We start from the raw sequence: 24,264 nt of genomic DNA on the forward strand, positions 1-24,264 counted from the left end.
TTGTGCATGACGCGCACCGGAAAAATCTTCAGTTGGACCTTCGCCACTCTCGTACTGCTGCTGGCGGTGATGGTTCTGATCATCGTGTTCTTCGATTGGAACCGGATCAAACCGCCGCTCAACGCCAAAGTCTCGGAAGAACTGCATCGACCGTTTGCCATCAACGGCAACCTCGCGGTGCTCTGGCAGCGCGAGCCGGACGAAGGGGGCTGGCGGGCCTGGGTGCCGTGGCCGCACGTGGTGGCTGAAGACTTGACGCTGGGCAATCCCGATTGGTCCAGGCAGCCGCAGATGGTCACGCTCAAGCGCGTGGAACTGCGTATCTCGCCACTGGCACTGCTGGCGCAGCGAGTGACGATCCCGCGCATCGACCTGACCGAGCCCAATGCGCAACTGCAACGCCTGGCCGATGGCCGCGCCAACTGGACGTTCAAGTTCGATCCGAAGGACCCGAATGCCGAGCCGTCCAGTTGGGTGGTGGACATCGGTGCGATTGGCTTCGACAAGGGCCACGTCACGCTGGACGACCAGACGCTGAAGACCAATCTGGACGTGGTGATCGATCCGCTGGGCAAGCCGATTCCGTTCAGCGAGATCGTCGGTGACAAGGCCGCGAAGACCGCGCAGGACAAGGGCGCCGCGCCACAGGACTATGCCTTTGCGCTGAAGGTCAAAGGTCAGTACCACGGTCAGAATCTCACCGGCCAGGGCAAGATCGGCGGGCTGTTGGCGCTGCAGGACGCGAACAAACCGTTCCCGCTGCAGGCCCAGGCGAAGATCGGTGCCACCAGCATTGAACTGGCCGGCACCCTGACTGACCCGCTCAACCTCGGCGCCCTCGATCTACGTCTGAAACTGGCCGGCGCCAGCCTTGGCAACCTCTATCCGCTGACCGGGGTGACGCTGCCGGACACGCCGCCGTATTCCACCGACGGTCACTTGATCGCCAAATTGCATGACGCCGCAGGTGCCAGATTCACCTATGAGCAGTTCAACGGCAAGATCGGCGGCAGTGACATTCACGGTGACCTGACCTACGTCGCCAGCCAGCCACGGCCAAAACTCAGCGGTGCGTTGCTGTCCAATCAACTGCTGTTCGCTGACCTCGCGCCGCTGATCGGTGCCGACTCCAACGACAAGCAAAAGGCCCGCGGTGGCGAGAGCAAACAGCCGACGGACAAAGTGCTGCCGGTCGAGGAGTTCAAGACCGACCGCTGGCGCGCGATGGACGCCGACGTCGAGTTCACCGGCAAGCGCATCGTGCACAGCGAAAAACTGCCGTTCACTGACCTTTACACCCACCTGAAACTCAACGATGGCGAACTCAGCCTCGAGCCGCTGCGCTTTGGCGTGGCCGGCGGCAATCTGGATGCGCAGATTCGCCTCAACGGCCGTACTGAGCCGCTGGAGGGCCGGGCCCGACTGACCGCGCGCGGCTTCAAGCTCAAGCAGTTGTTCCCGACCTTCGAACCGATGAAAACCAGCTTCGGTGAGCTCAATGGCGATGCCGACATCAGCGGTCGCGGCAACTCCGTCGCCCAACTGCTGGGCGGTGCCAATGGCAACCTGAAGATGCTGATCAACGACGGTGCGATCAGCCGTGAGCTGATGGAACTGGCGGGGCTCAACGTCGGCAACTACGTGGTCGGCAAGATCTTTGGCGACAAGGAAGTGAAGATCAATTGCGCCGCAGCGGATTTCGACATCAAGACTGGCCTGGCGACCACACGCCTGTTTGTCTTCGATACCGAGAACGCGATCATCTATATCGACGGCACGGCGAATATGGCCACCGAGCAACTGGACCTGACCGTGACCCCGGAATCCAAGGGCTGGCGTTTGATTTCGCTGCGCTCGCCGTTGTACGTGCGCGGCAAGTTCATCAAGCCCGATGCTGGGGTGAAGGCGGTGCCGCTGTTGTTGCGCGGGGCGGGAATGGTCGCGTTAGGCGTGATCGCTGCGCCGGCGGCGGGGCTGCTGGCGCTGGTGGCGCCGAGTGGTGGTGAGCCGAATCAGTGTGCGCCGTTGCTGCAACAGATGAAGGCGGGCAAGGCGCCCGTCACCGTCAAGCCTACAAAGTGATCGGTGACTGACAGGGCCCCGTCGCGAGCAAGCCCGCTCCCACCCTCGACCGTATTTCATCTGGATAAATACGGCCGAGGGTGGGAGCGGGCTTGCTCGCGAAGGCGGTTTTGAATGGCTTACAAGTCTTTCAGAATGTCGGCCATGTCATCGGCATGCTCTTCTTCCTGCGCCAGGATGTCTTCGAAGATGCGTCGGGTGGTCGGGTCTTTTTCGCCGATGTACTGAATGATCTCGCGGTAGCTGTCGATCGCAATCCGCTCCGCCACCAGGTCTTCGTAGACCATTTCCTTCAAGGTGTTCCCGGCCACGTACTGGGCATGGGACATTTTCGACAGCAGGTCCGGGTTGAACTCCGGCTCACCGCCCAGTTGCACGATGCGCTCGGCCAGACGGTCGGCGTGTTGCGCTTCCTGGGTGGCGTGTTCGAGGAATTCGTCAGCCGCCACATTGGCCTTCAGGCCGTTAGCCATGAAGTAGTGACGCTTGTAGCGCAGTACGCAGACAAGCTCGGTGGCCAGCGATTCATTGAGCAAGCGCAGCACTTCCTCACGGTTGGCGCTGTAGCTCTCGGTTACCGCGCCGTTCTCGACGTGTTGCCGTGCGCGTGCGCGCAGGGTTTGTACATCAGACAAATGCAGGTCATCGCTCATTTCGATCTCCAGGAGGCTAATCCAATGGGCGCCACGCTCTACAGGCGTGATCGCGTACCCAAGTTGTGAGTCATGCGCGATGCAAAAAGTTTTATGAGATTTCGGGCGACCTTGGCGTCAGCCCGGACAACTGCGCTTCCTCACGCAACCAGGCAAAAAAAGCCCGCACCGGCGGATGCCGCTCGCGCCCCGGCACGCACAGTGCGCTATAGCCCGCGCCATCGACCTGCGCCTGGCCCTTGTACGGCACCAGCAAGCCACTGGCGACGCTTTGCGAGACCAGAATATTGCTCGCCAGCACCAGGCCTTGCCCGGCAATCGCTGCTTGCAGGGCGTAATGCTCCTCGTCGTATTCTCGGACCGCCGGTTGCTGCGTGAGCCAGTGTTCGCCGGATTTGGCGCACCACGCCTCCCAGCCATGGGCATATAGCTTTGAGTTGTGCCACCGCACGCTGATCAGCGCCGGCGTGCGCCGGGCGGCCAGCGCCACCTGCTCCGGCGAGCCATATACGCCGAACGACTCATCGAACAGGCACAAGCCGTAGAGAGTGGGGTAGTCGTCGAGGCTGTAGCGCAGCACCAGATCGACGCTGGCGTCCTGATGCAGGTCGATGACTTCGCAGTGGGTGTCGAGCCGCACGTTGATGTTCGGGTGTTGTGCATAAAAACGCCCGAGGCGCGGCACCAGCCACAACGCGGCAAACGCGGCGGTGGTCGACAGCGTCAGGCTGCTGCCGCTGCGGTGCGGGCGCAGGGTGTCGACGCTCTGCGCGACTTCCAGCAGTGCGCCGTGCAGGCTGCGAAACAGCCGCTCACCGCCCTCGGTCAGGCGCACCTGACGCGGCAAGCGTTCGAACAGCGCCACGCCGAGCCAGTCTTCCAGCGAACGGATCTGATGGGAAATGGCCGTGGGCGTGACCGACAACTCTTCAGCGGCAGCCTTGAAACTCAGCAGGCGCGAGGCGGACTCAAAGGCGCGCAAGGCGGTCAGCGGCAACGAAGCGAACATTTGAAAACTCCATGGATGAAATAGATTCATCCAGACTGATTTTTACTCATTTGAGGCGGTGCTGATCTGCCAGCAATCTGGCGCTACACACCACTCAAGTCTAGTCTCAAGGAGTTTCAGATGAGCAAGATTCTTGCGATTCATGCCAGCCCACGCGGTGACCGTTCACACTCACGGCGCCTCGCGGAAAGCTTTCTCAGTGCCTGGCAAGTGCGCCACCCACAGGCGCAGGTCACCCGTCGCGAAGTCGGACGGGCACTCATTCCGGCAGTCAACGAGGCGTTCGTGGCAGCGGCGTTTTACCCGGAGCCGCAAGCGCGGCTGTTATCGATGCAGGCGGATCTGGCGCTCAGCGATCAACTGGTCGGCGAGTTGTTGGAACATGACCTGCTGCTGATTTCCACGCCGATGTACAACTTCAGCGTGCCCAGTGGCCTCAAGGCCTGGGTCGATCAGATCGTGCGCCTGGGCCTGACCTTCGATCACACCCTCGACAACGGCGTGGCCCAGTACACACCGCTGCTGCAAGGCAAGAAAGCACTGATCGTCACCAGTCGCGGCGGGTCCGGTTTCGGCCCCGGCGGTGAACTGGAAGCACTGAATCACGCCGATCCGTGGCTGCGCACCGCGCTGGGGTTTGTCGGCATCAACGACGTCAGCGTGGTCGCGGCCGAGGGTGAAGAGTCGGCGGAACGCACCTTCGCGGTGTCGGTGGCCGAGGCCGAGCAGTGTTTGCTCGACCTCGCCCGGGTGTTCTAGATGGCCTGGCTGTTCCTGCTGATCGCCGCCGGGTTCGAAGTCACGTTCGCCATGAGCATGAAGTACGCCGAAGGCTTCACCCGCTTGTGGCCGTCATTGATCACTGTGGTGGCGGCGATTGGCGGGATCTGCTTCCTGACGTTGGCGATGCGCGAGTTGCCGGTGAGCGTCGCCTACCCGATCTGGACGGCGATCGGCTCGTTGGGCACGGTGTTTCTCGGTTTTGCCCTGCTCGGCGAAAGCCTGACCCTGGTCAAACTGCTATCGGTGGGGCTGATTGTGGCGGGGGTGGTGGGGCTGAAGTAGGCTGGTCGTGGCGTTGTCATCATCGAGGAGGATGCTTGGCGGGCGTTTTGCACGTCTGGCATCCACTCAGCGACCACAAGGATGTTTGCCCATGTCACAAGGTACGGCGACACGTTATCCATTGGTGCTGGTGCCGGGCATGCTCGGCTTTATCCGGCTGCTGCTGTACCCGTACTGGTACGGGATCATCAAGGCGTTGCGCCGCGGTGGTGCGACGGTGATCGCGGTGCAGGTGTCGCCGCTGCATTCCACCGAAGTGCGCGGCGAGCAGTTGCTGGCGCGGATCGACGAGATTCTGCGCGAGACCGGCGCGGCCAAGGTCAATCTGTTCGGCCACAGTCAGGGCTCGTTGACCGCCCGTTACGCCGCCGCCAAACGGCCGGACCTGGTCGCCTCAGTGACCTCGGTGGCCGGGCCCAATCACGGTTCGGAACTGGCTGACTATCTGCAAAAACACTACCCGGCGGACAGCGCCAAAGGGCGCCTGCTTGAGGCCCTGCTGCGTTTTGTCGGCTGGCTGATGGCGGTGCTGGAAACCGGTTACCACGGGCCGAAACTGCCGGTGGATATCCACGCTTCGCACCAATCGCTGACCCACGAGGGTGTGGCGCTGTTCAATCAGCGTTATCCACAGGGCCTGCCCGAGAACTGGGGCGGACACGGGCCGGAAGAGGTCAACGGCGTGCGGTATTACTCGTGGTCGGGCACGTTGCAACCCGGCAAGACCGATCGCGGCGGCAACCTGTTTGATGGCACCAACCGCAGTTGTCGGCTGTTCGCGAAAACCTTCGTGCGCGAGCCAGGGCAGTGTGACGGGATGGTCGGGCGGTACAGCTCGCACCTGGGCACGGTGATTGGCGACGACTATCCGCTGGATCACTTCGACATCGTCAACCAGTCGCTGGGGCTGGTGGGCAAGGGGGCGGATCCGGTGCGGCTGTTTGTCGAGCATGCGGCGCGGCTCAAGGCTGCCGGCGTGTGAAGGTCAGTTACACCGCGTTATCGTTCTTCGCGAGAAAGCCCGCTCCCACATTTGGAATGCGTTCCCCTGTGGGAGCAAGCCTGTTCCTACAGTTGTCCGCATTCCACCTGTTGGAACTCGGTCGAATGTGGGAGCGAGCCTGCTCGCGAAGAGGCCAGATCAAGCGACGCTGAGTTTGCGGCCCAACACCGTGGTCCAACGCTCGGAAAGAATCACCCCGCCCAAGGTCAGCAGACCACCGACCAGGTGATACATCGCCAACTCTTCCTTCAACACCACCGCGGCAATCAGCGCGGTAATCAGCGGCAGCAGGTTGAAAAACAACGTCGTACGGCTCGGTCCCAGGCGCTGCACAGCCTGCATCCACGCCAGCGGCGCGAGCATCGACGCCAGCAGGCACGCATACAACACCAGCGGAATATTCTGCAGGGTCAGGCCGGTTTTCGGCGACGCGGCATACAGCGGAAACAGCACCACAATCGCCACCAGCACCTGCAGGTACAGCAACACCAGCGGCGGCAGGCGCAACTGCCATTTTTTCAGCAAGGTGCTGTAGATCGCATAGGCCAGGGTGGCGATCAACATCATCGCATCGCCCATGTTCACCCCGTGTTGCAGCAAGGCGCCGAGGCTGCCGGACGACACCACCACCAGTACGCCGGCGAACGACAGCACCGCGCCGAACAATGCACCGGCGGTCAGGCGCTGGCCGAGGCTGATGATCGCCATGGCCAGGGACATCAGCGGCATCAGCGACAGAATGATGCCCATGTTGGTTGCTGTGGTCAGGGTCGCGGCGAAGTAGGCCAGGCTTTGATAGACCGCCATGCCCAGCACGCCGAGGATGAAGATCTTGCCCAGGTTCGGGCGAATCTGCGGCCAGTGCGCGATCACTGCCTTGAGCATGAAGGGGGTGAACAGCAGGCCGGCCAGCAGCCAGCGGTAGAAACCGATCTCGGCGGGGAAGATCGCCCCGACGGCCAGTTTGTTGATCACGGTATTGCCGGCCCAGATGAAAATCGCCAGCAGGGGAAACGCGTATTGCATGGGTTAAAACCAGAACGTTGATGAACGGTGATTATCCCCTGTCTGGATGCAGCCCTATACTGCGAACCAGACAACCTGCCTCTGAAACCGGACAGCATGAACAGTAAACACATCGATCTGCTGGATTTCAGCGAACTGCCGTCAGCGGTGTACTTCCGCTACGCCGACTTCAACACCCATGAATACGCCGCGCCGCACCGTCATCCGTGGGGCACGCTGGAGTATGCGGCCCACGGTGTGCTGCACATGGACGTCGACGGCAGCCGCTTCATGTCGCCGCCGCAATATGCGGTGTGGGTGCCGCCGCAGGTCGAGCACAGTTTCTACAGCCACCAGCCGGTCAATTATCGCGCGGTGTGCCTCGATCCCAAGGTCTGTGTCGGTCTGCCGGCACGGGCCTGCACGCTGGCGATCAGCGACATCCTCAAGGCGATTCTCAAGGACTTCGCCGCCCGTGACGTGAAAATCCCCGAACTCGCTGCCGACCAGCGCCTGGCCCAGGTGCTGGTCGATCAGCTGCAACAGGCGCCGGTGCATGAATGCTATCTGCCGTATGCGAGCCATCCCGGGTTGCTGGCGATCCTCGACGCGCTGCAGGCCGACCCCGGGAGCAATCAGCCGCTGGCGCACTGGGCGGCGCAGGTGCACGTCAGCGAGCGCACGCTGGCCCGGCAGTTTGTGCGCGAGCTGGGGATGAGTTTCGGCGAATGGCGCCAGCGCCTGCGTTATCTGGCAGCGATCGAGGCACTGGAAAGTACCCGGAGCGTGCAGGAGATCGCCTTCGACCTGGGTTACAGCAGCGGCTCTGCGTTCATTGCCATGTTTGCCCGGCAGGCGGGGTGCACGCCGGAGCAGTATCGTCGCAGCCACCTGGAAGGCAGGAAGGTGTAACAAGATTTGGCTACACTTCAGCGGAGGCCGCATCCATCGGTGCGGCGACAAGGAGAAAACTCCATGAAGATGTTGCGTGTCCCTTTGTTGATGATCGGTCTGCTCCTGTGTTCCCAGGGTTTCGCCGCCACGGCGCAACAGAACAAAATGACCACCTGCAATGCCGACGCTACCGCCAAGAGCCTCAAGGGCGATGAGCGCAAGACTTTCATGAGCACCTGCCTCAAGGCTGCGCCTGCCGCCAACGACGCCAAGACCCTGACCCCGCAGCAGGAAAAAATGAAAACCTGCAACGCCGACGCGAAAACCAAAGCCCTGACCGGCGATGCGCGCAAGACATTCATGAGTGATTGCCTGAAGAAAAAATGATTCTCTGATCAGTGGGTGAGCGTGCCGGCCTCATCGCGAGCAGGCTCACTCCTACAGGGGAACGCATTTCAAGTGTAGGAGTGAGCCTGCTCGCGATGGCGTCTGCTGCTGCACCGCCAATCTCAAACCCTGCATAACCCAGGGGTTGCCACATGGGTGGTGAATGCAGCAGTTCCAATGTGGGAGCGAGCCTGCTCGCGAAGAGGACGGTCATGGCACCGCCAATCTCAAACCCTGCATATTTCTAGTGCTCACCCCGGATCGCTGGCAGACTGCCAATCCTTTTACGCCGTTCGTTTTGAGGCTGTATGCCAACGTTTTCTGAGCGTCATGTTGTGTTTTGGGTCAGTTGCATCATCATTTGCGGCGGTTTGCTGCTGGCGTTGCCGTTGCGCTTGTTGCCCAGCCTGCTGGCCGGTCTGCTGGTGTTCGAGCTGGTCAACATGCTCACCCCGCAACTGCAACGGCTGATCGAAGGCCGGCGCGCGCGCTGGCTGGCGGTGGCGCTGCTGGGCACGCTGGTGGTCAGTGTGCTGGCGCTGATTTTTGCCGGGGCCATCAGTTTCCTGCTGCACGAAGCGGAAAATCCCGGCGCCTCGCTCGATAAATTCATGGGCGTGGTCGATCGCGCTCGCGGTCAATTGCCGCCATTTCTCGACAGTTATCTGCCTGCCAGCGCCGCCGAATTCCGCGTGGCCATTGGCGACTGGGCGAGTAAGCACCTGGCCGACCTGCAACTGGTGGGCAAGGACGCCGCGCACATGTTCGTCACCTTGCTGATCGGCATGGTGCTGGGCGCGATCATCGCCCTGCAGCGAGTGCCGGACCTGACCAAACGCAAACCGCTGGCCGCCGCGCTGTTCGACCGTTTGCACCTGCTGGTGCAGGCGTTCCGTAATATCGTTTTCGCGCAGATCAAGATTTCCCTGCTGAACACCTTCTTCACCGCGATCTTCCTCGCGGTGATCCTGCCGCTGTTCGGCATCAAGCTGCCGCTGACCAAGACTTTGATCGTCCTGACCTTCCTGCTCGGCCTGCTGCCGGTGATCGGTAACCTGATGTCGAACACGCTGATCACCATCGTCGGCCTGTCGCTGTCGATCTGGGTGGCAGTGGCGGCGCTGGGCTATCTGATTTTCATCCACAAGCTCGAATACTTCCTCAACGCGCGCATTGTCGGCGGGCAGATCAGTGCCAAGTCGTGGGAGTTGCTGCTGGCGATGCTGGTGTTCGAAGCCGCGTTCGGCCTGCCGGGAGTGGTGGCGGGGCCGATTTATTACGCGTATCTGAAGAGTGAGTTGAAGCTGGGCGGGATGGTCTGATCCAGGCTTTGTAGCGTCTGAGCCGGCGCTGTCGCGAGCAAGCCCGCTCCCACAGGATCACACCGAACCTGTGGGAGCGGGCTTGCTCGCGAAGGGCGCACCGCTCATTCTGGATCAGTTCACCGAGCCATAACGCTTCATGGCCTCGATCGCCAGACCGCTGCCGATGCTGCCAAAGATGTTGCCTTCCACGTGCCGCGCGTTCGGCAGCATTGCCGAGACGCTGTTGCGCAGCGCCGGGATGCCGCTGGAGCCGCCGGTGAAGAACACTGTATCGACCTGACCCACGGCCACGTTCGCGTCGTTCAACAACTGCGTGACGCTGCCACGCACGCGCTCAAGCAGCGCGTCGATGGACGATTCGAACAAGGCGCGGCTCAGTTCCACGCTCAGGCCTGGCTCGATCCGGTCCAGCGGCACATGACGGCTGTCGGTGTGGGTCAGCTGGATCTTGGTTTCTTCGACTTCCATCGCCAGCCAGTGCCCGGCGCGCTGTTCGATCAGCTTGAACAGGCGATCGATGCCGCCAGTGTCCTCGATGTCATAGCGCATGCTGCCCAGCGCCAGGCTGGATTTTTGCGAGTACACCGAGTTGATGGTGTGCCAGGTCGCCAGGTTCATGTGGTGGCTGGTCGGCATGTAGGCGCCGCTTTTCATGCGGCTGCCATAGCCGAACAGCGGCATCAGGCCTTGCAGGCTCAGCTGTTTATCGAAGTCGGTACCGCCGATATGCACGCCGCCGGTGGCGAGGATGTCGTCGTGGCGGTTGTCCATGCCGCGACGCTCGGGCGACAGGCGCACCAGCGAGAAGTCGGACGTACCACCGCCGATGTCGACGATCAGTACCAGCTCTTCTTTTTCGATGGTCGACTCGTAGTCGAAGGCCGCGGCAATCGGCTCGTACTGGAACGAGACGTCCTTGAAGCCGAGCTTGCGCGCCACTTCCACCAAGGTGTCTTCGGCTTCCTGGTCGGCCAGCGGATCGTCATCGACGAAAAATACCGGGCGACCCAGTACCACTTGTTCGAATTCCCGACCGGCGGCCGTTTCGGCGCGGCTCTTCAGTTGGCCGATGAACAGGCCGAGCAAGTCCTTGAACGGCATCGCCGTGCCGAGGACGCTGGTGTCGTGCTTGATCAGCTTGGAACCGAGCAGGCTCTTGAGCGAGCGCATCAGGCGGCCTTCGTAGCCTTCCAGGTACTCGTGCAGCGCCAGGCGACCGTAAACCGGGCGGCGCTCCTCGATGTTGAAGAAGACCACCGACGGCAGGGTGATCTTGTCGTCTTCCAGCGCGATCATCGTTTCCATGCCGGGGCGCAGCCAGCCGACGGTGGAGTTGGACGTGCCGAAGTCGATGCCGCAGGCACGGGCTGGAGAGGCGTCTTTCATGTCTTTCGGTTCCGGTCAAAAAAACGGCCGCGCAGTGTATGTCAGTGCGCGCCAGATTCGAAGGCCGGTCATCAGCTATTTCGCGACTAGACTGGGTTGAAAGCGCGGACTTTGCCCCAAACTTGCTGGCATGGGCCGGCAGAACCACCGGCGGTCGCAAGAACCGCCGTCCACTGCCGATAAACTTCTGCTGCGCCACCCGGTCACAACCTTGAGATCGGTCAACCTGGCGTGCGCACATTGGCGCATGCTGGCATCGGCGCGAAATCGATAACGGATGGTGATTCCTTCGATGGACTTCAAAGACTATTACAAGATACTCGGCGTGGAGCCGACGGCAGACGACAAGGCGATCAAGGCGGCCTATCGCAAGCTGGCGCGCAAATACCACCCCGATGTCAGCAAGGAAAAAGACGCCGAGGCCAAGTTCAAGGACGCCTCGGAAGCCTATGAAGCGCTGAAAAGTGCCGACAAGCGCGCCGAGTACGACGAACTGCGTCGCTACGGCCAGCACGGTCAGCCGTTCCAGGGGCCACCGGGCTGGCAGAGCCGTGGCGGCTTTGGTGGCGGTGGCGGTGACACCGGCGACTTCTCGGACTTCTTCAGTTCGATCTTCGGCAATCGCGGCCCCGGTTTCGGTGGCGGCGAAGGTCGGCAACAACGCAGTGCAGGGCGCCGAGGGCAAGACGTGGAAATGGAACTGCCGATCTTCCTTGAGGAGACGCTGTCGGACGAGTCGAAGAAAGTCAGCTTCCAGGTGCCGCAATACAACGCCAACGGCCAACACGTCAGCAACACCAGCAAGAGCCTGAACGTGAAGATCCCGGCGGGCGTGACCGATGGCGAGCGTATCCGCCTCAAGGGCCAGGGCGCGCCGGGCATCGGTGGCGGGGCCAATGGCGACCTGTACCTGACCATTCGCTTTGCGCCGCACCCGAAATTCGATGTCGAAGGCGACAATCTGATCATCACCCTGCCGCTGGCGCCGTGGGAACTGGCACTGGGCGCCGAAGTGGCCGTGCCGACCCTGACCGGCAAGATCAACCTCAAGGTTCCGGCCGGCAGCCAGAATGGCCAGCGCATGCGCGCCAAGGGTCATGGCTTGAAAAACAAGGCCGGTGAGCGCGGCTATCTGTTCGTGCAGCTCAAAGCCGTGATGCCGAAAACCTCGGACGACGAGGTCAAGGCGCTGTGGCAGGAGCTGGCAAAGAAAGCCGCCTTCAATCCGCGAGAGAACTTCTAAATTCGACGACGGAGTAGCCCATCATGAGCAGCCCCCTGATCGTTCAACTGGACATGGCAGAATTCTGTGAGGCGGCCGATTTATCGGACGTCTACGTGATCGAAATCGTCGAACACGGCATCCTCGAACCTCAGGGCGCGCAGCCCCGGGAATGGCGCTTCACCGACTACGAGCTGAGTCTGGCCAAGCGCGCCGCCAAGTTGCGGCGCGAGCTGGAGCTTGAGTGGGAGGGCGTCGCCCTGGCGCTCGATCTGCTTGAGGAAGTGCATGAGTTGCGCGCGGAAAACCGCATGCTCAGGCAGCGCTTGGGGCGCTTGGTGGTCGAGTAGTCTGTCTGATGTTTATCGGTTGCTTGATCGGGCCTCTTCGCGAGCAAGCCCGCTCCCACATGTGATCGCGGTCTCCTGTGGGAACGGGCTTGCTCGCGAAGAACGATAACGCGGTCAGCCTGCTTAAACCGTTCTGGGCAACACCACACTGAACAACGTCCCGTCAGCCGCGCTCGAGCTGACTTCGATCGTCCCGCCATGCGCGGTGACCACTTCCTTGACGATAAACAGGCCCAACCCGAGGCTGGTCGACGGCTGCCCGAGTTCTTCGTCGGCGCTGCGCACCAACGGGTCGAAAATCGTGCCAATGGCTTCTTCGGAAATCGGCGGGCCATAGTTATGCACCGACAAACACACACTGTCGCCCTCGCCGCTGAGTGTGAGGGTTACGTCGCGATTGTTCGCACCGTGCTGCAGGGCATTGCCGATCAGGTTTTGCAGGAGCTGATCGAGCCGTCCGGCATCCCAGGTACCGCGCGTGTCGCCGTTCACCTTGAGCTTCGGATCGCACTCCGGATTGCCGGCGCAGGCTTCAGCAATTGCCGCCCGTGCGGCAGCAGCCAGGTCCATCGGCGCCGGTTCGATCGGCAGGCTTTTTCCCAGACGGCTGCGCACCAGCTCCAGCAGGTCGCTGACCATCACTGCCATGTGCCGCGCGCCGCGCTTGATGTGCAGGGCGCAGGCCAGGGCATCGCCCTCAAGGCTGGCTTTGCGCAGCAGCAATTCGGTGGACATGCTCACCGCCTGCAGCGGCGCGCGCAGGTCATGGCCGAGAATGGCGAGGAAGATGTCCCGCGAGCGATTGACCTGTTCGGCGTAGGCGGCGGTCGATTCGGCGAGGGCTTCGTCGATGGCTTCGTTGAAACGGATCATGTCCTGAAAGTAAGTCTTGTCCGACGATTCGAGACTCTCGACCCACAAGCGGATCACGCAGGCGCGCAGGTGGCGAAATTCGCTGGTCATCTGCACCAGATCGAAACCCACGGTGTGGCGCAGCTCGCCATGACTGGCGCCGGCCTTGTCCAGGCTCGGGGTCTTTTCCGGGCCTTCGCCCTTGGCTTTGGCAGCCTGTTCGACAGGACTCTGCGGCTTGTTCATGTCGCGGGCAGCGGCCCGCAGAATGGCACTGGCGTGATCACGCAGCGCGGCTGAATCCAGATAGTCGGCGGCCGGCGTGATGGTCGCGGCAAACTGTTCCCACTCATCGACGATAGGGTCGATGTTGGCCACGATGAACTCGGAAAGACGCATGGGCAGTACCTGAAAAGAGGTGGCGCGAATCGAATAGTAGTCCCTTTGGCGGGAAATACACGATCAGATCCAACGGCGGTTTTTCACACCCATGAAAAAGGCCCCGGGTCTGTGCGCAAGGCACCGGCCCGGGGCCTTTTACCGTGTGTCGGCCGCCTCAGAACAGGAAGTAGCGCTGGGCCATCGGCAGGGTTTCAGCCGGTTCACACCACAGAAGCACACCGTCGGCCTTGACCTGATAAGTCTGCGGGTCGACATCGATGTTCGGCAGATAGTCGTTGTGGATCAGGTCGGTTTTCTGCACCTCGCGGCAACCTTTGACCACGCCGATTTTCTTCTTCAGGCCCAGGGCCTCCGGCAGTCCGGCCTCCAGGGCCGCCTGGCTGATGAAGGTCAGGCTGGTGGCGTGCAGCGAGCCACCGTAGCTGGCGAACATCGGGCGGTAGTGCACCGGTTGCGGGGTGGGGATCGACGCGTTGGCATCGCCCATGAGGCTGGCGGCAATCGCGCCGCCCTTGAGAATCAGCGTCGGTTTCACGCCGAAAAACGCCGGACGCCACAGCACCAGGTCAGCCCATTTGCCAACTTCGATCGAGCCGACTTCATGGCTGATGCCATGGGTGATCGCCGGGTTGATGGTGTACTTGGCGATATAGCGTTTGGCGCGAAAGTTGTCGTTGCCTTCGCCGTCCTGAGGCAGCGGGCCGCGCTGCTTTTTCATCTTGTCGGCGGTCTGCCAGGTGCGTGTGATGACTTCGCCGACGCGGCCCATGGCCTGGCTGTCGGAGCTGATCATCGAGAACGCGCCGAGGTCGTGGAGAATGTCCTCGGCGGCAATCGTCTCGCGGCGGATGCGGCTTTCGGCGAATGCGACGTCTTCGGCAATGCTCGGGTCGAGGTGGTGGCAGACCATCAGCATGTCGAGGTGTTCGTCGATGGTATTGCGGGTGAACGGTCGGGTCGGGTTGGTCGAACTCGGCAATACGTTCGGGAAACCGCAGGCCTTGATGATGTCCGGCGCGTGACCACCACCCGCACCCTCGGTATGGTAGGTATGGATGGTGCGGCCCTTGAACGCGCCGAGGGTGGTTTCGACGAAGCCGGATTCGTTGAGGGTGTCGGTGTGGATTGCCACCTGCACGTCGTACTGGTCGGCGACGCTCAGGCAGTTGTCGATGCTCGCCGGGGTGGTGCCCCAGTCTTCGTGCAGTTTGAGGCCGATGGCGCCGGCCTTGACCTGTTCGATCAACGGCTCCGGCAGGCTGGCGTTGCCCTTGCCGGTGAAGCCGATGTTCATCGGGAACGCATCGGCGGCCTGAAGCATGCGCGCCAGGTGCCACGGGCCGGAAGTGCAGGTGGTGGCGTTGGTGCCGGTCGCCGGCCCCGTGCCGCCACCGATCATGGTGGTGACACCGCTCATCAGCGCTTCTTCGATCTGCTGCGGGCAGATGAAGTGGATGTGCGTATCGATGCCGCCGGCGGTGAGGATCATGCCTTCACCGGCAATCACTTCAGTGCTGGCGCCGATGGCGATGGTCACGTTCGGTTGCACGTCCGGATTGCCGGCCTTGCCGATCGCGGCGATGCGCCCGTCCTTGAGGCCGACGTCGGCCTTGACGATGCCCCAATGGTCGATGATCAGCGCGTTGGTGATCAACGTGTCGACCACTTCGGCTGCCAGCAACTGGCTCTGGCCTTGGCCGTCGCGAATCACTTTGCCGCCGCCGAACTTCACTTCTTCGCCGTAAGTGGTGAAGTCCTTTTCGACTTCGATCCACAGTTCGGTGTCCGCCAGGCGCACCTTGTCGCCGACGGTGGGGCCGAACATGTCGGCGTAGGCTTGACGCGAGATCTTCATGTGTTCGCCTTGGAATTCAATTGGTTTTGAGATCGTTCGCTGCGCTCACATTCGCGAGCGGGCTCGCTCCCACAGGGGTTCGGATGCCCGCTGGAGGAACTCGGTTTAATGTGGGAGCGGGCTTGCTCGCGAAGGGGCCAGAGCAGACACCGCATTACTTAAAGGTCACCCATGACCCGCCCGGCAAAGCCGAACACCCGCCGATGCCCGGCGTACTCCACCAGCTCGACCTCGCGGCTCTGCCCCGGCTCGAAGCGCACGGCGGTTCCGGCCGGAATATTCAGGCGCATGCCACGGCTGGCGGCGCGATCAAAGGTCAGCGCATCGTTGGTTTCGAAGAAGTGATAGTGCGAACCGACCTGGATCGGCCGGTCGCCGCTGTTGGCGACTTTCAGGCTGACGGTGCGGCGGCCGACATTCAGTTCGATGTCGCCGGGCTGGATCTGGTACTGGCCGGGAATCATGGCCGGGCTCCTTGCAGAATCTTGTAATAGAGGGCGGTCGGTCGATAGGTGCCGTGCGGGTCGCAGGCGTAGTCGGGGATTTCGCCGGCTCGGGTGTAACCCAGGGCCTTGTAGAAATCCTCGGCGGGGGAGCCGGCCTCGGTGTCGAGGTAGAGCATGCCGCGCTTGTGCTTGGCTGCCTCAAGTTCCAGCGCACTCATCAATTGCTGGCCCAGGCCGCGCCGGCGCGCCTGTTCGCGCACCAGCAGTTTTTGCACTTCGGCGCGATTGAGACCATTGGCCTTCTGGCACAGGCCCAGTTGCACACTGGCCTGCACCTGTTCGTCCTTGACCACCACCCAGAGCAACACGCTGCCCTTGTTCACTTGTTGCTGCACATCATCGAAATAGGCGCGGGCCTGCGCGGCATCGAGGTCGGCCATGAAACCGACGCTGGCGCCATAGCCTACGGCGTCGAGCAGCAGATCAATCAGGCCCTGACGATAGTGCGCAAAACTTTCCGCATTGACCCGTCGCAGTTGGGCGGCGTTCATCGGTGTCACTCCTTGTTGGCTGCAGGCGGCTCCGCGCCAGGGTTGAGGATCAGTTGCATGAACGTCAGGTCGAGCCAGCGGCCGAACTTGGTGCCGACCTGCGGCATCTGCCCGGTGACGCTGAAACCGGCGCGCTCATGCAGACGAATGGAAGCGGCGTTGCCACTCTCGATTGCGGCGACCATCACGTGCTTGTCGCAGGCTTTCGCCCGTTCGATCAGTGCGCTCATCAATTTCGGACCAAGACCATTGCCGCGCTGGTCGCTGCGCACGTAGACCGAGTGCTCGACGGTATGGCGAAACCCGTCGAACGGTCGCCAGTCGCCAAACGAAGCGTAGCCGAGCACGCAGTTGGCGGTGTCGACGATCACCAGAATCGGGTAGGCCTGGGCCTGGCGGGCGCTGAACCAGGCCTGGCGGTTGCCGAGGTCGACCGCCGATTCGTTCCAGATCGCGGTGGTGTTGAGTACTGCGTCGTTGTAGATGTCGCGGATCGCCGGCAGGTCGGCGTGCAGGGCATCTCGCAGGGTGTAGGTCATGGCGCGGCCTCAGACGATGGGCTGGTGGACGGTGACCAGTTTGGTGCCGTCGGGGAACGTTGCTTCGACCTGGATCTCCGGGATCATTTCCGGGATGCCTTCCATCACCTGCTCGCGGCTCAGCAGGGTAGTGCCGTAGTGCATCAGTTCGGCCACGGTCTGGCCATCCCGTGCGCCTTCAAGCAGCGCTGCGGAGATGAAGGCCATGGCTTCCGGGTAATTGAGTTTCACACCGCGCGCCAGGCGGCGCTCGGCGACGAGGCCGGCGGTGAATATCAGCAACTTGTCTTTTTCGCGTGGGGTCAGGTCCATTGTGGGTATCCATCAGGGCAGATTGAAAAGAGTCGGGACTGTTGGCACAGATCTCTGTGGGAGCGAGCCTGCTCGCGAAGGCGTCGGCCCAATCAATATTTGAGGTGACTGATACAGCGCTTTCGCGAGCAGGCTCGCTCCCACATTGGAATGCATTTCAGGTGTTCCAGATTCGGGGTGGCTGGGCCTCGCGGCCGAGCAAGGCCGGGCGCAGCAGGCGCCACAGGTCGATCAGCCAGGCGCGGGCCAGCAGCGCCTCGCTCGCCAGGCAGCGGGCGACGAGCAACCCTGGCAGTTGGGTCAGATCGCCGCGCACCTCATGGCCCAGCGATCGACAACGCTCCAGCAGTTCGGCATCGATTTCTCCGGTGACCAGCAGCGTCGCAAACACCGGATTGCCATCCAGGCCGATGGGCGAGTCGAGCAGGCCGTCATTGCCGCTGATACGCTGGCGCTCGTGCCAGAGCAAGCGGCCGTCGCGGCGAATATCCAGGTGCGCCTGAAAATGTCCGAGGTCGAAACGCTCGCCGCTGGCCGGGCGACCCAGCGCCACCACGTCCCAGTAGAACAGCCGCGCATCGCCCTCAAGCTCGATCGAGGTCGTGAGTTGCGCCTGGGCGGCGCTGTAGACGATGGTTTCCTGCGGCAGCCATTCGAGCGTCGCGCCAGCCGCCACTTTCAAATCGAGTTGCTGATACGCCGGCCCCGCCGCGCGATACCACTTGGCCGCGCCGGGGCTGGTGATCTGCGCCCAGGCGTGCGGTTCGACGCGGGCGCTGATGTTCAGCCGGTCACCGCCGGCGATCCCGCCCGGTGGGTGGACGATAATGTGCTGGCAGACCTCAGGGCCTTCGGCGTACAGGTGCTTTTGCACCCGCAGCGGGCCGAGGTGGCGACGTTGAACCGGGCGCGTGCAGTCGCCGAAGCGGGCGTAGGCCAGCTCCAGCTCGGCGTGCCAGCTTGGGGTAAACAGGGCAGTGGGAAGCGCTAGATTCATGGTTTGTAATTATCGTTAGGAAGCTACAGATTAAATCGTTACCAGACCTCGTACACCCTCGGCCTCCATATTTTCACCGCGACCCTGCTGCACGATCTCGCCCCGGGACATCACCAGGTACTGATCGGCCAGCTCCGCGGCGAAATCGTAGAACTGCTCCACCAGCAAAATCGCCATGTCGCCACGGGCCGCGAGTGTCTTGATCACCGCGCCGATCTCCTTGATCACCGACGGCTGAATGCCTTCGGTGGGTTCGTCGAGGATCAGCAAACGCGGGCGACTGGCCAGTGCGCGACCGATCGCCAGTTGCTGTTGCTGGCCGCCGGACAGGTCGCCACCGCGCCGCTGCTTCATTTGTAGCAGCACCGGGAACAGTTCGTAGATGAAACTTGGTACTTCTTTCGCTTCGCTGCCGGGAAACCGTGACAGGCCCATCAGCAGATTCTCTTCCACCGTCAGCCGGCCGAAGATTTCCCGGCCCTGTGGCACATAGGCGATCCCGGCGTGCACACGCTGGTGCGGCTTGAGCGTGGTGATCGCTTTGCCTTCCCAATTCACCCCACCTTCCCTGGACGGCAGCAGGCCCATCAGGCACTTGAGCAGGGTGGTCTTGCCCACGCCGTTGCGCCCGAGCAGGCAGGTGACCTCGCCGACCTTCACGTCAAAGCTCAGGCCACGCAGGATGTGGCTTCCGCCGTAGTACTGGTGCAGTTTGTCGACTTGCAGCATGTTCGAAATCTCCTCAAATCCCCTTGTAGGAGTGAGCCTGCTCGCGATAGCGGCGTGTCAGTCAACGCCTACTTATCTGATACACAGCTATCGCGAGCAGGCTCACTCCTACAGTTTGGAAAGGTGTTTGCAGTTCAGCGGCCGAGGTAGACCTCGATCACCCGCTCGTTTTCCTGCACCTGCTCAAGCGAGCCTTCGGCCAGCACGCTGCCCTGATGCAGCACCGTCACATGGTCGGCAATCGAGCCGACAAAGCCCATGTCGTGCTCCACCACCATCAGCGAATGCTTGCCGGCCAGCGACTTGAACAGTTCGGCGGTGAATTCGGTTTCGGCATCGGTCATGCCCGCCACCGGTTCGTCGAGCAACAACAGCTGCGGGTCTTGCATCAGCAGCATGCCGATCTCCAGAAACTGTTTCTGGCCGTGGGACAACAGGCCTGCCGGACGATTGACCGATGTGGTGAGGCGAATGGTCTCCAGCACCTCGCTGATGCGCTCGCGCTGCTCGCCGCTCAGGCGTGCGCGCAGACTGGCCCACACCGATTTGTCGGTTTTTTGCGCCAGTTCCAGGTTTTCAAACACGCTCAACGCTTCGAACACCGTTGGCTTCTGAAACTTGCGGCCAATGCCGGCCTGGGCGATCTGCACTTCGCTCATCTGCGTCAGGTCGAGTGTTTCACCGAACCACGCTTTGCCATGACTGGGCCGGGTCTTGCCGGTGATCACGTCCATCAGCGTGGTTTTACCCGCGCCATTGGGACCGATGATGCAGCGCAACTCGCCGACGCCGATGTACAGGTTCAGATTGTTCAGCGCCTTGAAGCCGTCGAAGCTGACGCTGATGTCTTCCAGGGTCAGGATTGTGCCGTGGCGGGTATTCAGCCCGGGGCCGACGCGCTGGCCGAGACCGAGTGCATCACGGCTGGTGCCGGCGTCCTTGTTCGGTTCCAGCGGCGGAAAAAACGCCGGTTCCAGCATGAATTCAGCGCTCGCTGTCACTCTCATTGCTCACCTCGTTTCTTCAGCAGGCCGATCACACCTTTGGGCAGGTACAACGTCACGACGATGAACAGTGCACCGAGGAAGAACAGCCAGTATTCGGGGAAGGCCACGGTGAACCAGCTCTTCATGCCGTTGACCACGCCAGCGCCGAGCAGCGGGCCGATCAACGTCCCGCGCCCGCCGAGGGCGACCCACACGGCGGCTTCGATGGAGTTGGTCGGCGACATTTCGCTGGGGTTGATGATCCCTACCTGCGGCACGTACAACGCCCCGGCCAGACCGCACAACACTGCGCTCAGAACCCAGACGAACAACTTGAAACCGCGCGGGTCGTAGCCGCAGAACATCAGGCGGTTTTCCGCATCGCGCAGCGCGGTCAGCACCCGGCCGAACTTGCTCTGCGCCAGACGCCAGCCGATGAACAGGCTCGCCACCAGCAGCAACACCGTGGCCAGAAACAGCACCGCGCGGGTGCCCGGCTCGGTGATGCCGAACCCCAGAATCGTGCGGAAATTGGTGAAGCCGTTGTTGCCGCCGAACCCGGTCTCGTTGCGGAAAAACAGGAGCATGCCGGCGAAGGTCAGGGCCTGGGTCATGATCGAGAAATACACGCCCTTGATCCGCGAGCGGAAGGCGAAGAAGCCGAACACCAACGCGAGTAGCCCCGGCGCCAATACCACCAGACACATCGACCAGATGAAACTGCTGGTGCCGCTCCAGTACCACGGCAATTCGCTCCACGACAGAAACGTCATGAACGCCGGCAGGCCGTCGCCAGCCGCCTGACGCATCAGGTACATGCCCATCGCATAGCCGCCGAGGGCGAAGAACAAGCCGTGGCCCAACGACAGCAAACCGGCGTAACCCCAGACCAGATCGAGCGCCAGGGCGACGATGGCGTAACAGAGGATTTTGCCGACCAGCGTCAGAGTGTACGCCGAGACGTGCAGCGCGCTGTCCGGCGCCAACAATGACAGCAGCGGCAGGGCGATCAGCAGTGCGAGCATCAGCGCCCCGACTGCGATCGTGACTTTCGGCCCGGCCTTCTGTGTGGCGGTGACTAATAGAGGCTGGTTCATCAGTCGATCACCCGTCCTTTCAGTGCGAAGAGGCCTTGCGGACGTTTCTGGATAAACAGAATGATCAACGCGAGGATCAGGATTTTGCCCAGTACCGCACCGATCTGCGGCTCAAGAATCTTGTTCGCGATGCCCAGACCGAACGCCGCGAGCACACTACCGGCCAGTTGGCCGACGCCGCCGAGCACCACCACCAGGAACGAATCGATGATGTAGCTCTGACCGAGGTCCGGGCCGACGTTGCCGATCTGGCTCAGCGCCACGCCACCGAGGCCGGCGATGCCCGAGCCGAGGCCGAAGGCGAGCATGTCGACGCGTCCGGTGGGCACGCCGCAGCAGGCGGCCATGTTGCGGTTCTGCGTGACCGCACGCACGTTGAGGCCCAGGCGGGTCTTGTTCAGCAGCAGCCAGGTCAGCACCACCACGAACAAGGCGAAGGCGATGATCACGATGCGGTTGTACGGCAGCACCAGATTCGGCAGCACTTGAATGCCGCCGGACAGCCAGGCCGGATTCGCCACTTCAACGTTCTGCGCACCGAACAGCAGGCGCACCAACTGGATCAGCATCAGGCTGATGCCCCAGGTGGCGAGCAAGGTTTCCAGAGGCCGGCCGTAGAGGTGACGAATCACCGTGCGCTCCAGCGCCATGCCGATTGCCGCCGTGACCAGGAACGCCACCGGCAGCGCGATCAACGGATAAAACTCGATGGCTTGCGGGGCGTAGCGCTGGAACATCAACTGCACCACGTAGGTCGAGTAGGCACCGAGCATCAGCATCTCGCCGTGAGCCATGTTGATCACGCCCAGCAGACCGAAGGTGATCGCCAGCCCGAGTGCCGCGAGCAGCAGAATCGAACCGAGGGACATGCCGCTGAACGCCTGGCCCAACACTTCACCGATCAGCAGTTTGCGCTTGACCTGAGCGAGGCTGGTTTCGGCGGCGGTGCGCACGCCGGTATCGCTTTCGACGCCGGGTTCGAGCAAGCCTTCGAGGCGAGTGCGGGCCAGTGGGTCGCCGGTTTCACCGAGCAGGCGCACGGCGGCCAGACGCACCGCCGAGTCGGCATCCACCAGTTGCAGGTTGGCCAGGGCCAGGCTCAGGGCGGCGTGGACGCTTTCGTCTTTTTCGCCAGCCAGTTGCTGGTCGAGGAATTTCAGCTGCGCGGGTTTGGCGCTTTTCTGCAATTGCTGCGCAGCGCTCAGACGGGTTTTGGCGTCGGCGGCGAGCAATTGGTGGCTGGCCAGTGCGGTGTCGATCAGACCCCGCAGGCGATTGTTCAGGCGCAGGGTTTTGGCTTGGCCGTCGATGGTCAATTCGCCTTGTTGCAGGGCGTTGATCAGCGCGATGCGGGCCGGATCGGGTTGCGCAGCCCAGGCTTCCAGCAGTTTCGCTTGCTGCACGGGGTTGGCGGCGACGAAGTCTTCGGCTTCGCCGGCAAAGGCGGTCATCGGCAACAACAGTGCGATGGCAAGAATGAAACGGTAAAGGGTAGTCGGCATAAAGAGTCGCCTTGCGCGGACTATGGGTGGGAGCGGGCTCGCTCGCGAAAGCGGACTCACGTTCAACACGTCAGTCGTCTGACACACCGCTTTCGCGAGCAAGCCCGCTCCCACAGGGGGACTGTGCCGGCCTCACGCCAAGCGCAAGGCTGACACCCAATGACTCAGTTGCTCTTCACCGCATAATCGGGCTTCTTGTCGTTGCCATCGATAAACGGACTCCACGGTTGCGCGCGGATCGGGCCTTCGGTCTGCCACACCACGTTGAACTGACCGTCGCCCTGGATCTCGCCGATCATCACCGGCTTGTGCAGGTGGTGGTTGGTCTTGTCCATGGTCAGGGTGTAGCCCGACGGCGCGGCGAAGGTCTGGCCGGCGAGCGCTTCGCGGACCTTGTCGACGTCGGTGGACTTGGCTTTTTCGACCGCCTGCGCCCACATGTGGATGCCGACGTAAGTAGCTTCCATCGGGTCGTTGGTCACGGCTTTGTCGGCGCCCGGCAGGTTGTGTTTTTTCGCGTAGGCCTTCCAGTCAGCGACGAACTTCTTGTTCACCGGGTTCTCGACCGACTCGAAGTAGTTCCACGCCGCGAGGTTGCCCACCAGCGGTTTGGTGTCGATGCCGCGCAGTTCTTCTTCGCCTACCGAGAACGCCACTACCGGAACATCGGTTGCCTTCAGGCCCTGGTTGGCCAGCTCTTTGTAGAACGGCACGTTGGAGTCGCCGTTGACGGTGGAGATGACCGCAGTCTTGCCGCCAGCGGAGAATTTCTTGATGTTGGCGACGATGGTTTGGTAGTCGCTGTGACCGAACGGGGTGTAGACCTCTTCGATGTCCTTGTCGGCCACGCCTTTGGAGTGCAGGAACGAGCGCAGGATCTTGTTGGTGGTGCGCGGGTAGACGTAGTCGGTGCCGAGCAGGAAGAAGCGCTTGGCGCTGCCGCCTTCCTCGCTCATCAGGTATTCAACCGCCGGGATCGCTTGCTGGTTCGGTGCGGCGCCGGTGTAGAACACGTTCGGCGACATTTCTTCGCCTTCGTATTGCACCGGGTAGAACAGCAGGCCGTTAAGTTCTTCGAACACCGGCAGTACCGATTTGCGTGACACCGAGGTCCAGCAACCGAACACGACCGCGACCTTGTCCTGGGTCAGCAACTGCCGGCCCTTTTCCGCGAACAACGGCCAGTTCGACGCCGGGTCGACCACCACCGGTTCGAGCATCTTGCCGTTCACCCCGCCCTTGGCGTTGATCTCGTCGATGGTCATCAGCGCCATGTCTTTGAGCGACGTTTCGGAGATCGCCATGGTGCCGGACAACGAATGCAGAATCCCGACCTTGATGGTCTCGGCAGCCTGGACAGTCCAGGTCATGCCCATCGCGGCAATGCTTGCCGTGAGTGTGAAAGCCTTGATCAAACTGCGACGCTTCATTGTGCGATCTCCATGAACGTTTAATTTTTCTGGTTGGCAGATGCGGACGACTGAAGGTGTGTTTTGCAAGGGCTGTGCCCGGTCGGGGTCGGGCAGGAAAATGTCGGTTTAGAGCGGTTGCGTGTTGGTGGGGTGCACCATGAAGGAACGAGGCGCGTGTGACGGTGCGCTCGAATGCGCCAGAT

The 24,264-nt window shown here is 62.1% G+C and carries 25 protein-coding genes; 9 read left to right on the forward strand and 16 right to left on the reverse strand.

Going from position 1 to position 24,264, the window contains the following annotated elements; all coding sequences use genetic code 11:
- Positions 1-6: 6 nt before the first annotated feature.
- Complete coding sequence (locus AC1UK9_RS03120) at positions 7-2,082, forward strand: AsmA family protein (protein ID WP_482579359.1); 2,076 nt, start codon at positions 7-9, stop codon at positions 2,080-2,082.
- Positions 2,083-2,201: 119 nt separating this feature from the next.
- Here the strand turns inward: AC1UK9_RS03120 and AC1UK9_RS03125 are convergent, their stop codons facing one another.
- Together AC1UK9_RS03125 and AC1UK9_RS03130 are read right to left on the reverse strand one after the other, a co-directional pair.
- Positions 2,202-2,735: a ferritin-like domain-containing protein gene (locus tag AC1UK9_RS03125; protein ID WP_025111814.1), complete on the reverse strand. Its 534-nt coding sequence runs from the start codon at positions 2,733-2,735 to the stop codon at positions 2,202-2,204.
- A gap of 91 nt (positions 2,736-2,826) precedes the next feature.
- On the reverse strand, positions 2,827-3,744 hold the full coding sequence (locus AC1UK9_RS03130; protein ID WP_482579360.1) for a LysR substrate-binding domain-containing protein: 918 nt from the start codon (positions 3,742-3,744) through the stop codon (positions 2,827-2,829).
- A 120-nt stretch (positions 3,745-3,864) separates the two neighbouring features.
- Between AC1UK9_RS03130 and AC1UK9_RS03135 the strand changes: the two genes are divergently transcribed.
- From AC1UK9_RS03135 to AC1UK9_RS03145, 3 genes are all read left to right on the forward strand, one after another.
- Positions 3,865-4,503 (forward strand): FMN-dependent NADH-azoreductase, encoded by a 639-nt coding sequence (locus AC1UK9_RS03135; RefSeq protein ID WP_482579362.1) that lies wholly within the window; start codon positions 3,865-3,867, stop codon positions 4,501-4,503.
- Positions 4,504-4,809, forward strand: coding sequence for a DMT family transporter (locus AC1UK9_RS03140; protein WP_482579364.1), 306 nt, complete (start codon positions 4,504-4,506; stop codon positions 4,807-4,809). It begins immediately after the preceding gene.
- Between the two features lie 91 nt (positions 4,810-4,900).
- Positions 4,901-5,791 (forward strand): alpha/beta fold hydrolase, encoded by an 891-nt coding sequence (locus AC1UK9_RS03145; protein WP_482579365.1) that lies wholly within the window; start codon positions 4,901-4,903, stop codon positions 5,789-5,791.
- 159 nt (positions 5,792-5,950) lie between these two features.
- On the opposite strand, the gene AC1UK9_RS03150 is transcribed toward AC1UK9_RS03145, so the two are convergent.
- Positions 5,951-6,838: a DMT family transporter gene (locus tag AC1UK9_RS03150; RefSeq protein WP_025111809.1), complete on the reverse strand. Its 888-nt coding sequence runs from the start codon at positions 6,836-6,838 to the stop codon at positions 5,951-5,953.
- 96 nt (positions 6,839-6,934) lie between these two features.
- Here AC1UK9_RS03150 and AC1UK9_RS03155 point away from each other — a divergent pair, with 96 nt between their 5' ends.
- From AC1UK9_RS03155 to AC1UK9_RS03165, 3 genes are all read left to right on the forward strand, one after another.
- The gene (locus AC1UK9_RS03155) at positions 6,935-7,729 is read left to right on the forward strand and encodes an AraC family transcriptional regulator (protein WP_482579367.1); all 795 of its coding nucleotides are present in this window, start codon (positions 6,935-6,937) and stop codon (positions 7,727-7,729) included.
- Between the two features lie 63 nt (positions 7,730-7,792).
- A complete protein-coding gene (locus AC1UK9_RS03160; RefSeq protein ID WP_025111807.1) occupies positions 7,793-8,098 on the forward strand; it encodes a PsiF family protein in 306 nt (101 codons plus the stop codon).
- Between the two features lie 308 nt (positions 8,099-8,406).
- Positions 8,407-9,420 carry an AI-2E family transporter gene (locus AC1UK9_RS03165; protein ID WP_025111806.1) on the forward strand — a complete coding sequence of 338 codons (1,014 nt, stop codon included), beginning with the start codon at positions 8,407-8,409 and terminating at the stop codon, positions 9,418-9,420.
- Positions 9,421-9,534: 114 nt separating this feature from the next.
- On the opposite strand, the gene AC1UK9_RS03170 is transcribed toward AC1UK9_RS03165, so the two are convergent.
- Positions 9,535-10,809, reverse strand: coding sequence for an Hsp70 family protein (locus AC1UK9_RS03170; protein ID WP_473014342.1), 1,275 nt, complete (start codon positions 10,807-10,809; stop codon positions 9,535-9,537).
- Positions 10,810-11,101: 292 nt separating this feature from the next.
- On the opposite strand from AC1UK9_RS03170, the gene AC1UK9_RS03175 reads away from it, so the two are divergent.
- Both AC1UK9_RS03175 and AC1UK9_RS03180 read left to right on the forward strand, forming a co-directional pair.
- Entirely contained in the window at positions 11,102-12,052 is a 951-nt protein-coding gene (locus AC1UK9_RS03175; RefSeq protein ID WP_473014343.1) for a DnaJ C-terminal domain-containing protein, read from the forward strand.
- Between the two features lie 23 nt (positions 12,053-12,075).
- Positions 12,076-12,381 (forward strand): chaperone modulator CbpM, encoded by a 306-nt coding sequence (locus AC1UK9_RS03180; protein ID WP_025111803.1) that lies wholly within the window; start codon positions 12,076-12,078, stop codon positions 12,379-12,381.
- A gap of 123 nt (positions 12,382-12,504) precedes the next feature.
- On the opposite strand, the gene AC1UK9_RS03185 is transcribed toward AC1UK9_RS03180, so the two are convergent.
- The 12 genes from AC1UK9_RS03185 to urtA form a co-directional block, all read right to left on the reverse strand.
- A complete protein-coding gene (locus tag AC1UK9_RS03185) occupies positions 12,505-13,632 on the reverse strand; it encodes a sensor histidine kinase (RefSeq protein ID WP_482579370.1) in 1,128 nt (375 codons plus the stop codon).
- 157 nt (positions 13,633-13,789) lie between these two features.
- Positions 13,790-15,490: an urease subunit alpha gene (gene ureC / locus AC1UK9_RS03190; protein ID WP_482579372.1), complete on the reverse strand. Its 1,701-nt coding sequence runs from the start codon at positions 15,488-15,490 to the stop codon at positions 13,790-13,792.
- 158 nt (positions 15,491-15,648) lie between these two features.
- Positions 15,649-15,954: an urease subunit beta gene (locus AC1UK9_RS03195; RefSeq protein WP_473014345.1), complete on the reverse strand. Its 306-nt coding sequence runs from the start codon at positions 15,952-15,954 to the stop codon at positions 15,649-15,651.
- Positions 15,951-16,487 carry a GNAT family N-acetyltransferase gene (locus AC1UK9_RS03200; RefSeq protein WP_025111799.1) on the reverse strand — a complete coding sequence of 179 codons (537 nt, stop codon included), beginning with the start codon at positions 16,485-16,487 and terminating at the stop codon, positions 15,951-15,953. Before AC1UK9_RS03200 ends, AC1UK9_RS03195 begins: the two co-directional genes overlap by 4 nt.
- A 5-nt stretch (positions 16,488-16,492) precedes the next feature.
- Entirely contained in the window at positions 16,493-17,026 is a 534-nt protein-coding gene (locus AC1UK9_RS03205) for a GNAT family N-acetyltransferase (RefSeq protein WP_025111798.1), read from the reverse strand.
- Between the two features lie 9 nt (positions 17,027-17,035).
- Positions 17,036-17,338, reverse strand: coding sequence for an urease subunit gamma (gene ureA, locus AC1UK9_RS03210; protein ID WP_025111797.1), 303 nt, complete (start codon positions 17,336-17,338; stop codon positions 17,036-17,038).
- Positions 17,339-17,495: 157 nt separating this feature from the next.
- Positions 17,496-18,335: an urease accessory protein UreD gene (locus AC1UK9_RS03215; protein WP_025111796.1), complete on the reverse strand. Its 840-nt coding sequence runs from the start codon at positions 18,333-18,335 to the stop codon at positions 17,496-17,498.
- A gap of 30 nt (positions 18,336-18,365) precedes the next feature.
- A complete protein-coding gene (urtE, locus tag AC1UK9_RS03220) occupies positions 18,366-19,064 on the reverse strand; it encodes an urea ABC transporter ATP-binding subunit UrtE (protein WP_025111795.1) in 699 nt (232 codons plus the stop codon).
- 134 nt (positions 19,065-19,198) lie between these two features.
- Positions 19,199-20,071 (reverse strand): urea ABC transporter ATP-binding protein UrtD, encoded by an 873-nt coding sequence (urtD, locus tag AC1UK9_RS03225; RefSeq protein WP_025111794.1) that lies wholly within the window; start codon positions 20,069-20,071, stop codon positions 19,199-19,201.
- Positions 20,068-21,147, reverse strand: coding sequence for an urea ABC transporter permease subunit UrtC (gene urtC, locus AC1UK9_RS03230; protein ID WP_482579374.1), 1,080 nt, complete (start codon positions 21,145-21,147; stop codon positions 20,068-20,070). Before urtC ends, urtD begins: the two co-directional genes overlap by 4 nt.
- Positions 21,147-22,649 (reverse strand): urea ABC transporter permease subunit UrtB, encoded by a 1,503-nt coding sequence (gene urtB, locus AC1UK9_RS03235; RefSeq protein WP_482579375.1) that lies wholly within the window; start codon positions 22,647-22,649, stop codon positions 21,147-21,149. Before urtB ends, urtC begins: the two co-directional genes overlap by 1 nt.
- A gap of 164 nt (positions 22,650-22,813) precedes the next feature.
- Positions 22,814-24,079 (reverse strand): urea ABC transporter substrate-binding protein, encoded by a 1,266-nt coding sequence (gene urtA / locus AC1UK9_RS03240; RefSeq protein ID WP_025111791.1) that lies wholly within the window; start codon positions 24,077-24,079, stop codon positions 22,814-22,816.
- Positions 24,080-24,264: the final 185 nt, after the last annotated feature.

This window comes from Pseudomonas sp. AK-TSAG1-1, from assembly GCF_056821665.1.

Bases quoted from the DNA above. Each gene is read 5' to 3' on its own strand.
- AC1UK9_RS03120 (WP_482579359.1), top strand. From the start codon at position 7: ATGACGCGCACCGGAAAAATCTTCAGTTGGACCTTCGCCACTCTCGTA.
- AC1UK9_RS03125 (WP_025111814.1), bottom strand. From the start codon at position 2,735: ATGAGCGATGACCTGCATTTGTCTGATGTACAAACCCTGCGCGCACGC.
- AC1UK9_RS03130 (WP_482579360.1), bottom strand. From the start codon at position 3,744: ATGTTCGCTTCGTTGCCGCTGACCGCCTTGCGCGCCTTTGAGTCCGCC.
- AC1UK9_RS03135 (WP_482579362.1), top strand. From the start codon at position 3,865: ATGAGCAAGATTCTTGCGATTCATGCCAGCCCACGCGGTGACCGTTCA.
- AC1UK9_RS03140 (WP_482579364.1), top strand. From the start codon at position 4,504: ATGGCCTGGCTGTTCCTGCTGATCGCCGCCGGGTTCGAAGTCACGTTC.
- AC1UK9_RS03145 (WP_482579365.1), top strand. From the start codon at position 4,901: ATGTCACAAGGTACGGCGACACGTTATCCATTGGTGCTGGTGCCGGGC.
- AC1UK9_RS03150 (WP_025111809.1), bottom strand. From the start codon at position 6,838: ATGCAATACGCGTTTCCCCTGCTGGCGATTTTCATCTGGGCCGGCAAT.
- AC1UK9_RS03155 (WP_482579367.1), top strand. From the start codon at position 6,935: ATGAACAGTAAACACATCGATCTGCTGGATTTCAGCGAACTGCCGTCA.
- AC1UK9_RS03160 (WP_025111807.1), top strand. From the start codon at position 7,793: ATGAAGATGTTGCGTGTCCCTTTGTTGATGATCGGTCTGCTCCTGTGT.
- AC1UK9_RS03165 (WP_025111806.1), top strand. From the start codon at position 8,407: ATGCCAACGTTTTCTGAGCGTCATGTTGTGTTTTGGGTCAGTTGCATC.
- AC1UK9_RS03170 (WP_473014342.1), bottom strand. From the start codon at position 10,809: ATGAAAGACGCCTCTCCAGCCCGTGCCTGCGGCATCGACTTCGGCACG.
- AC1UK9_RS03175 (WP_473014343.1), top strand. From the start codon at position 11,102: ATGGACTTCAAAGACTATTACAAGATACTCGGCGTGGAGCCGACGGCA.
- AC1UK9_RS03180 (WP_025111803.1), top strand. From the start codon at position 12,076: ATGAGCAGCCCCCTGATCGTTCAACTGGACATGGCAGAATTCTGTGAG.
- AC1UK9_RS03185 (WP_482579370.1), bottom strand. From the start codon at position 13,632: ATGCGTCTTTCCGAGTTCATCGTGGCCAACATCGACCCTATCGTCGAT.
- ureC (WP_482579372.1), bottom strand. From the start codon at position 15,490: ATGAAGATCTCGCGTCAAGCCTACGCCGACATGTTCGGCCCCACCGTC.
- AC1UK9_RS03195 (WP_473014345.1), bottom strand. From the start codon at position 15,954: ATGATTCCCGGCCAGTACCAGATCCAGCCCGGCGACATCGAACTGAAT.
- AC1UK9_RS03200 (WP_025111799.1), bottom strand. From the start codon at position 16,487: ATGAACGCCGCCCAACTGCGACGGGTCAATGCGGAAAGTTTTGCGCAC.
- AC1UK9_RS03205 (WP_025111798.1), bottom strand. From the start codon at position 17,026: ATGACCTACACCCTGCGAGATGCCCTGCACGCCGACCTGCCGGCGATC.
- ureA (WP_025111797.1), bottom strand. From the start codon at position 17,338: ATGGACCTGACCCCACGCGAAAAAGACAAGTTGCTGATATTCACCGCC.
- AC1UK9_RS03215 (WP_025111796.1), bottom strand. From the start codon at position 18,335: ATGAATCTAGCGCTTCCCACTGCCCTGTTTACCCCAAGCTGGCACGCC.
- urtE (WP_025111795.1), bottom strand. From the start codon at position 19,064: ATGCTGCAAGTCGACAAACTGCACCAGTACTACGGCGGAAGCCACATC.
- urtD (WP_025111794.1), bottom strand. From the start codon at position 20,071: ATGAGAGTGACAGCGAGCGCTGAATTCATGCTGGAACCGGCGTTTTTT.
- urtC (WP_482579374.1), bottom strand. From the start codon at position 21,147: ATGAACCAGCCTCTATTAGTCACCGCCACACAGAAGGCCGGGCCGAAA.
- urtB (WP_482579375.1), bottom strand. From the start codon at position 22,649: ATGCCGACTACCCTTTACCGTTTCATTCTTGCCATCGCACTGTTGTTG.
- urtA (WP_025111791.1), bottom strand. From the start codon at position 24,079: ATGAAGCGTCGCAGTTTGATCAAGGCTTTCACACTCACGGCAAGCATT.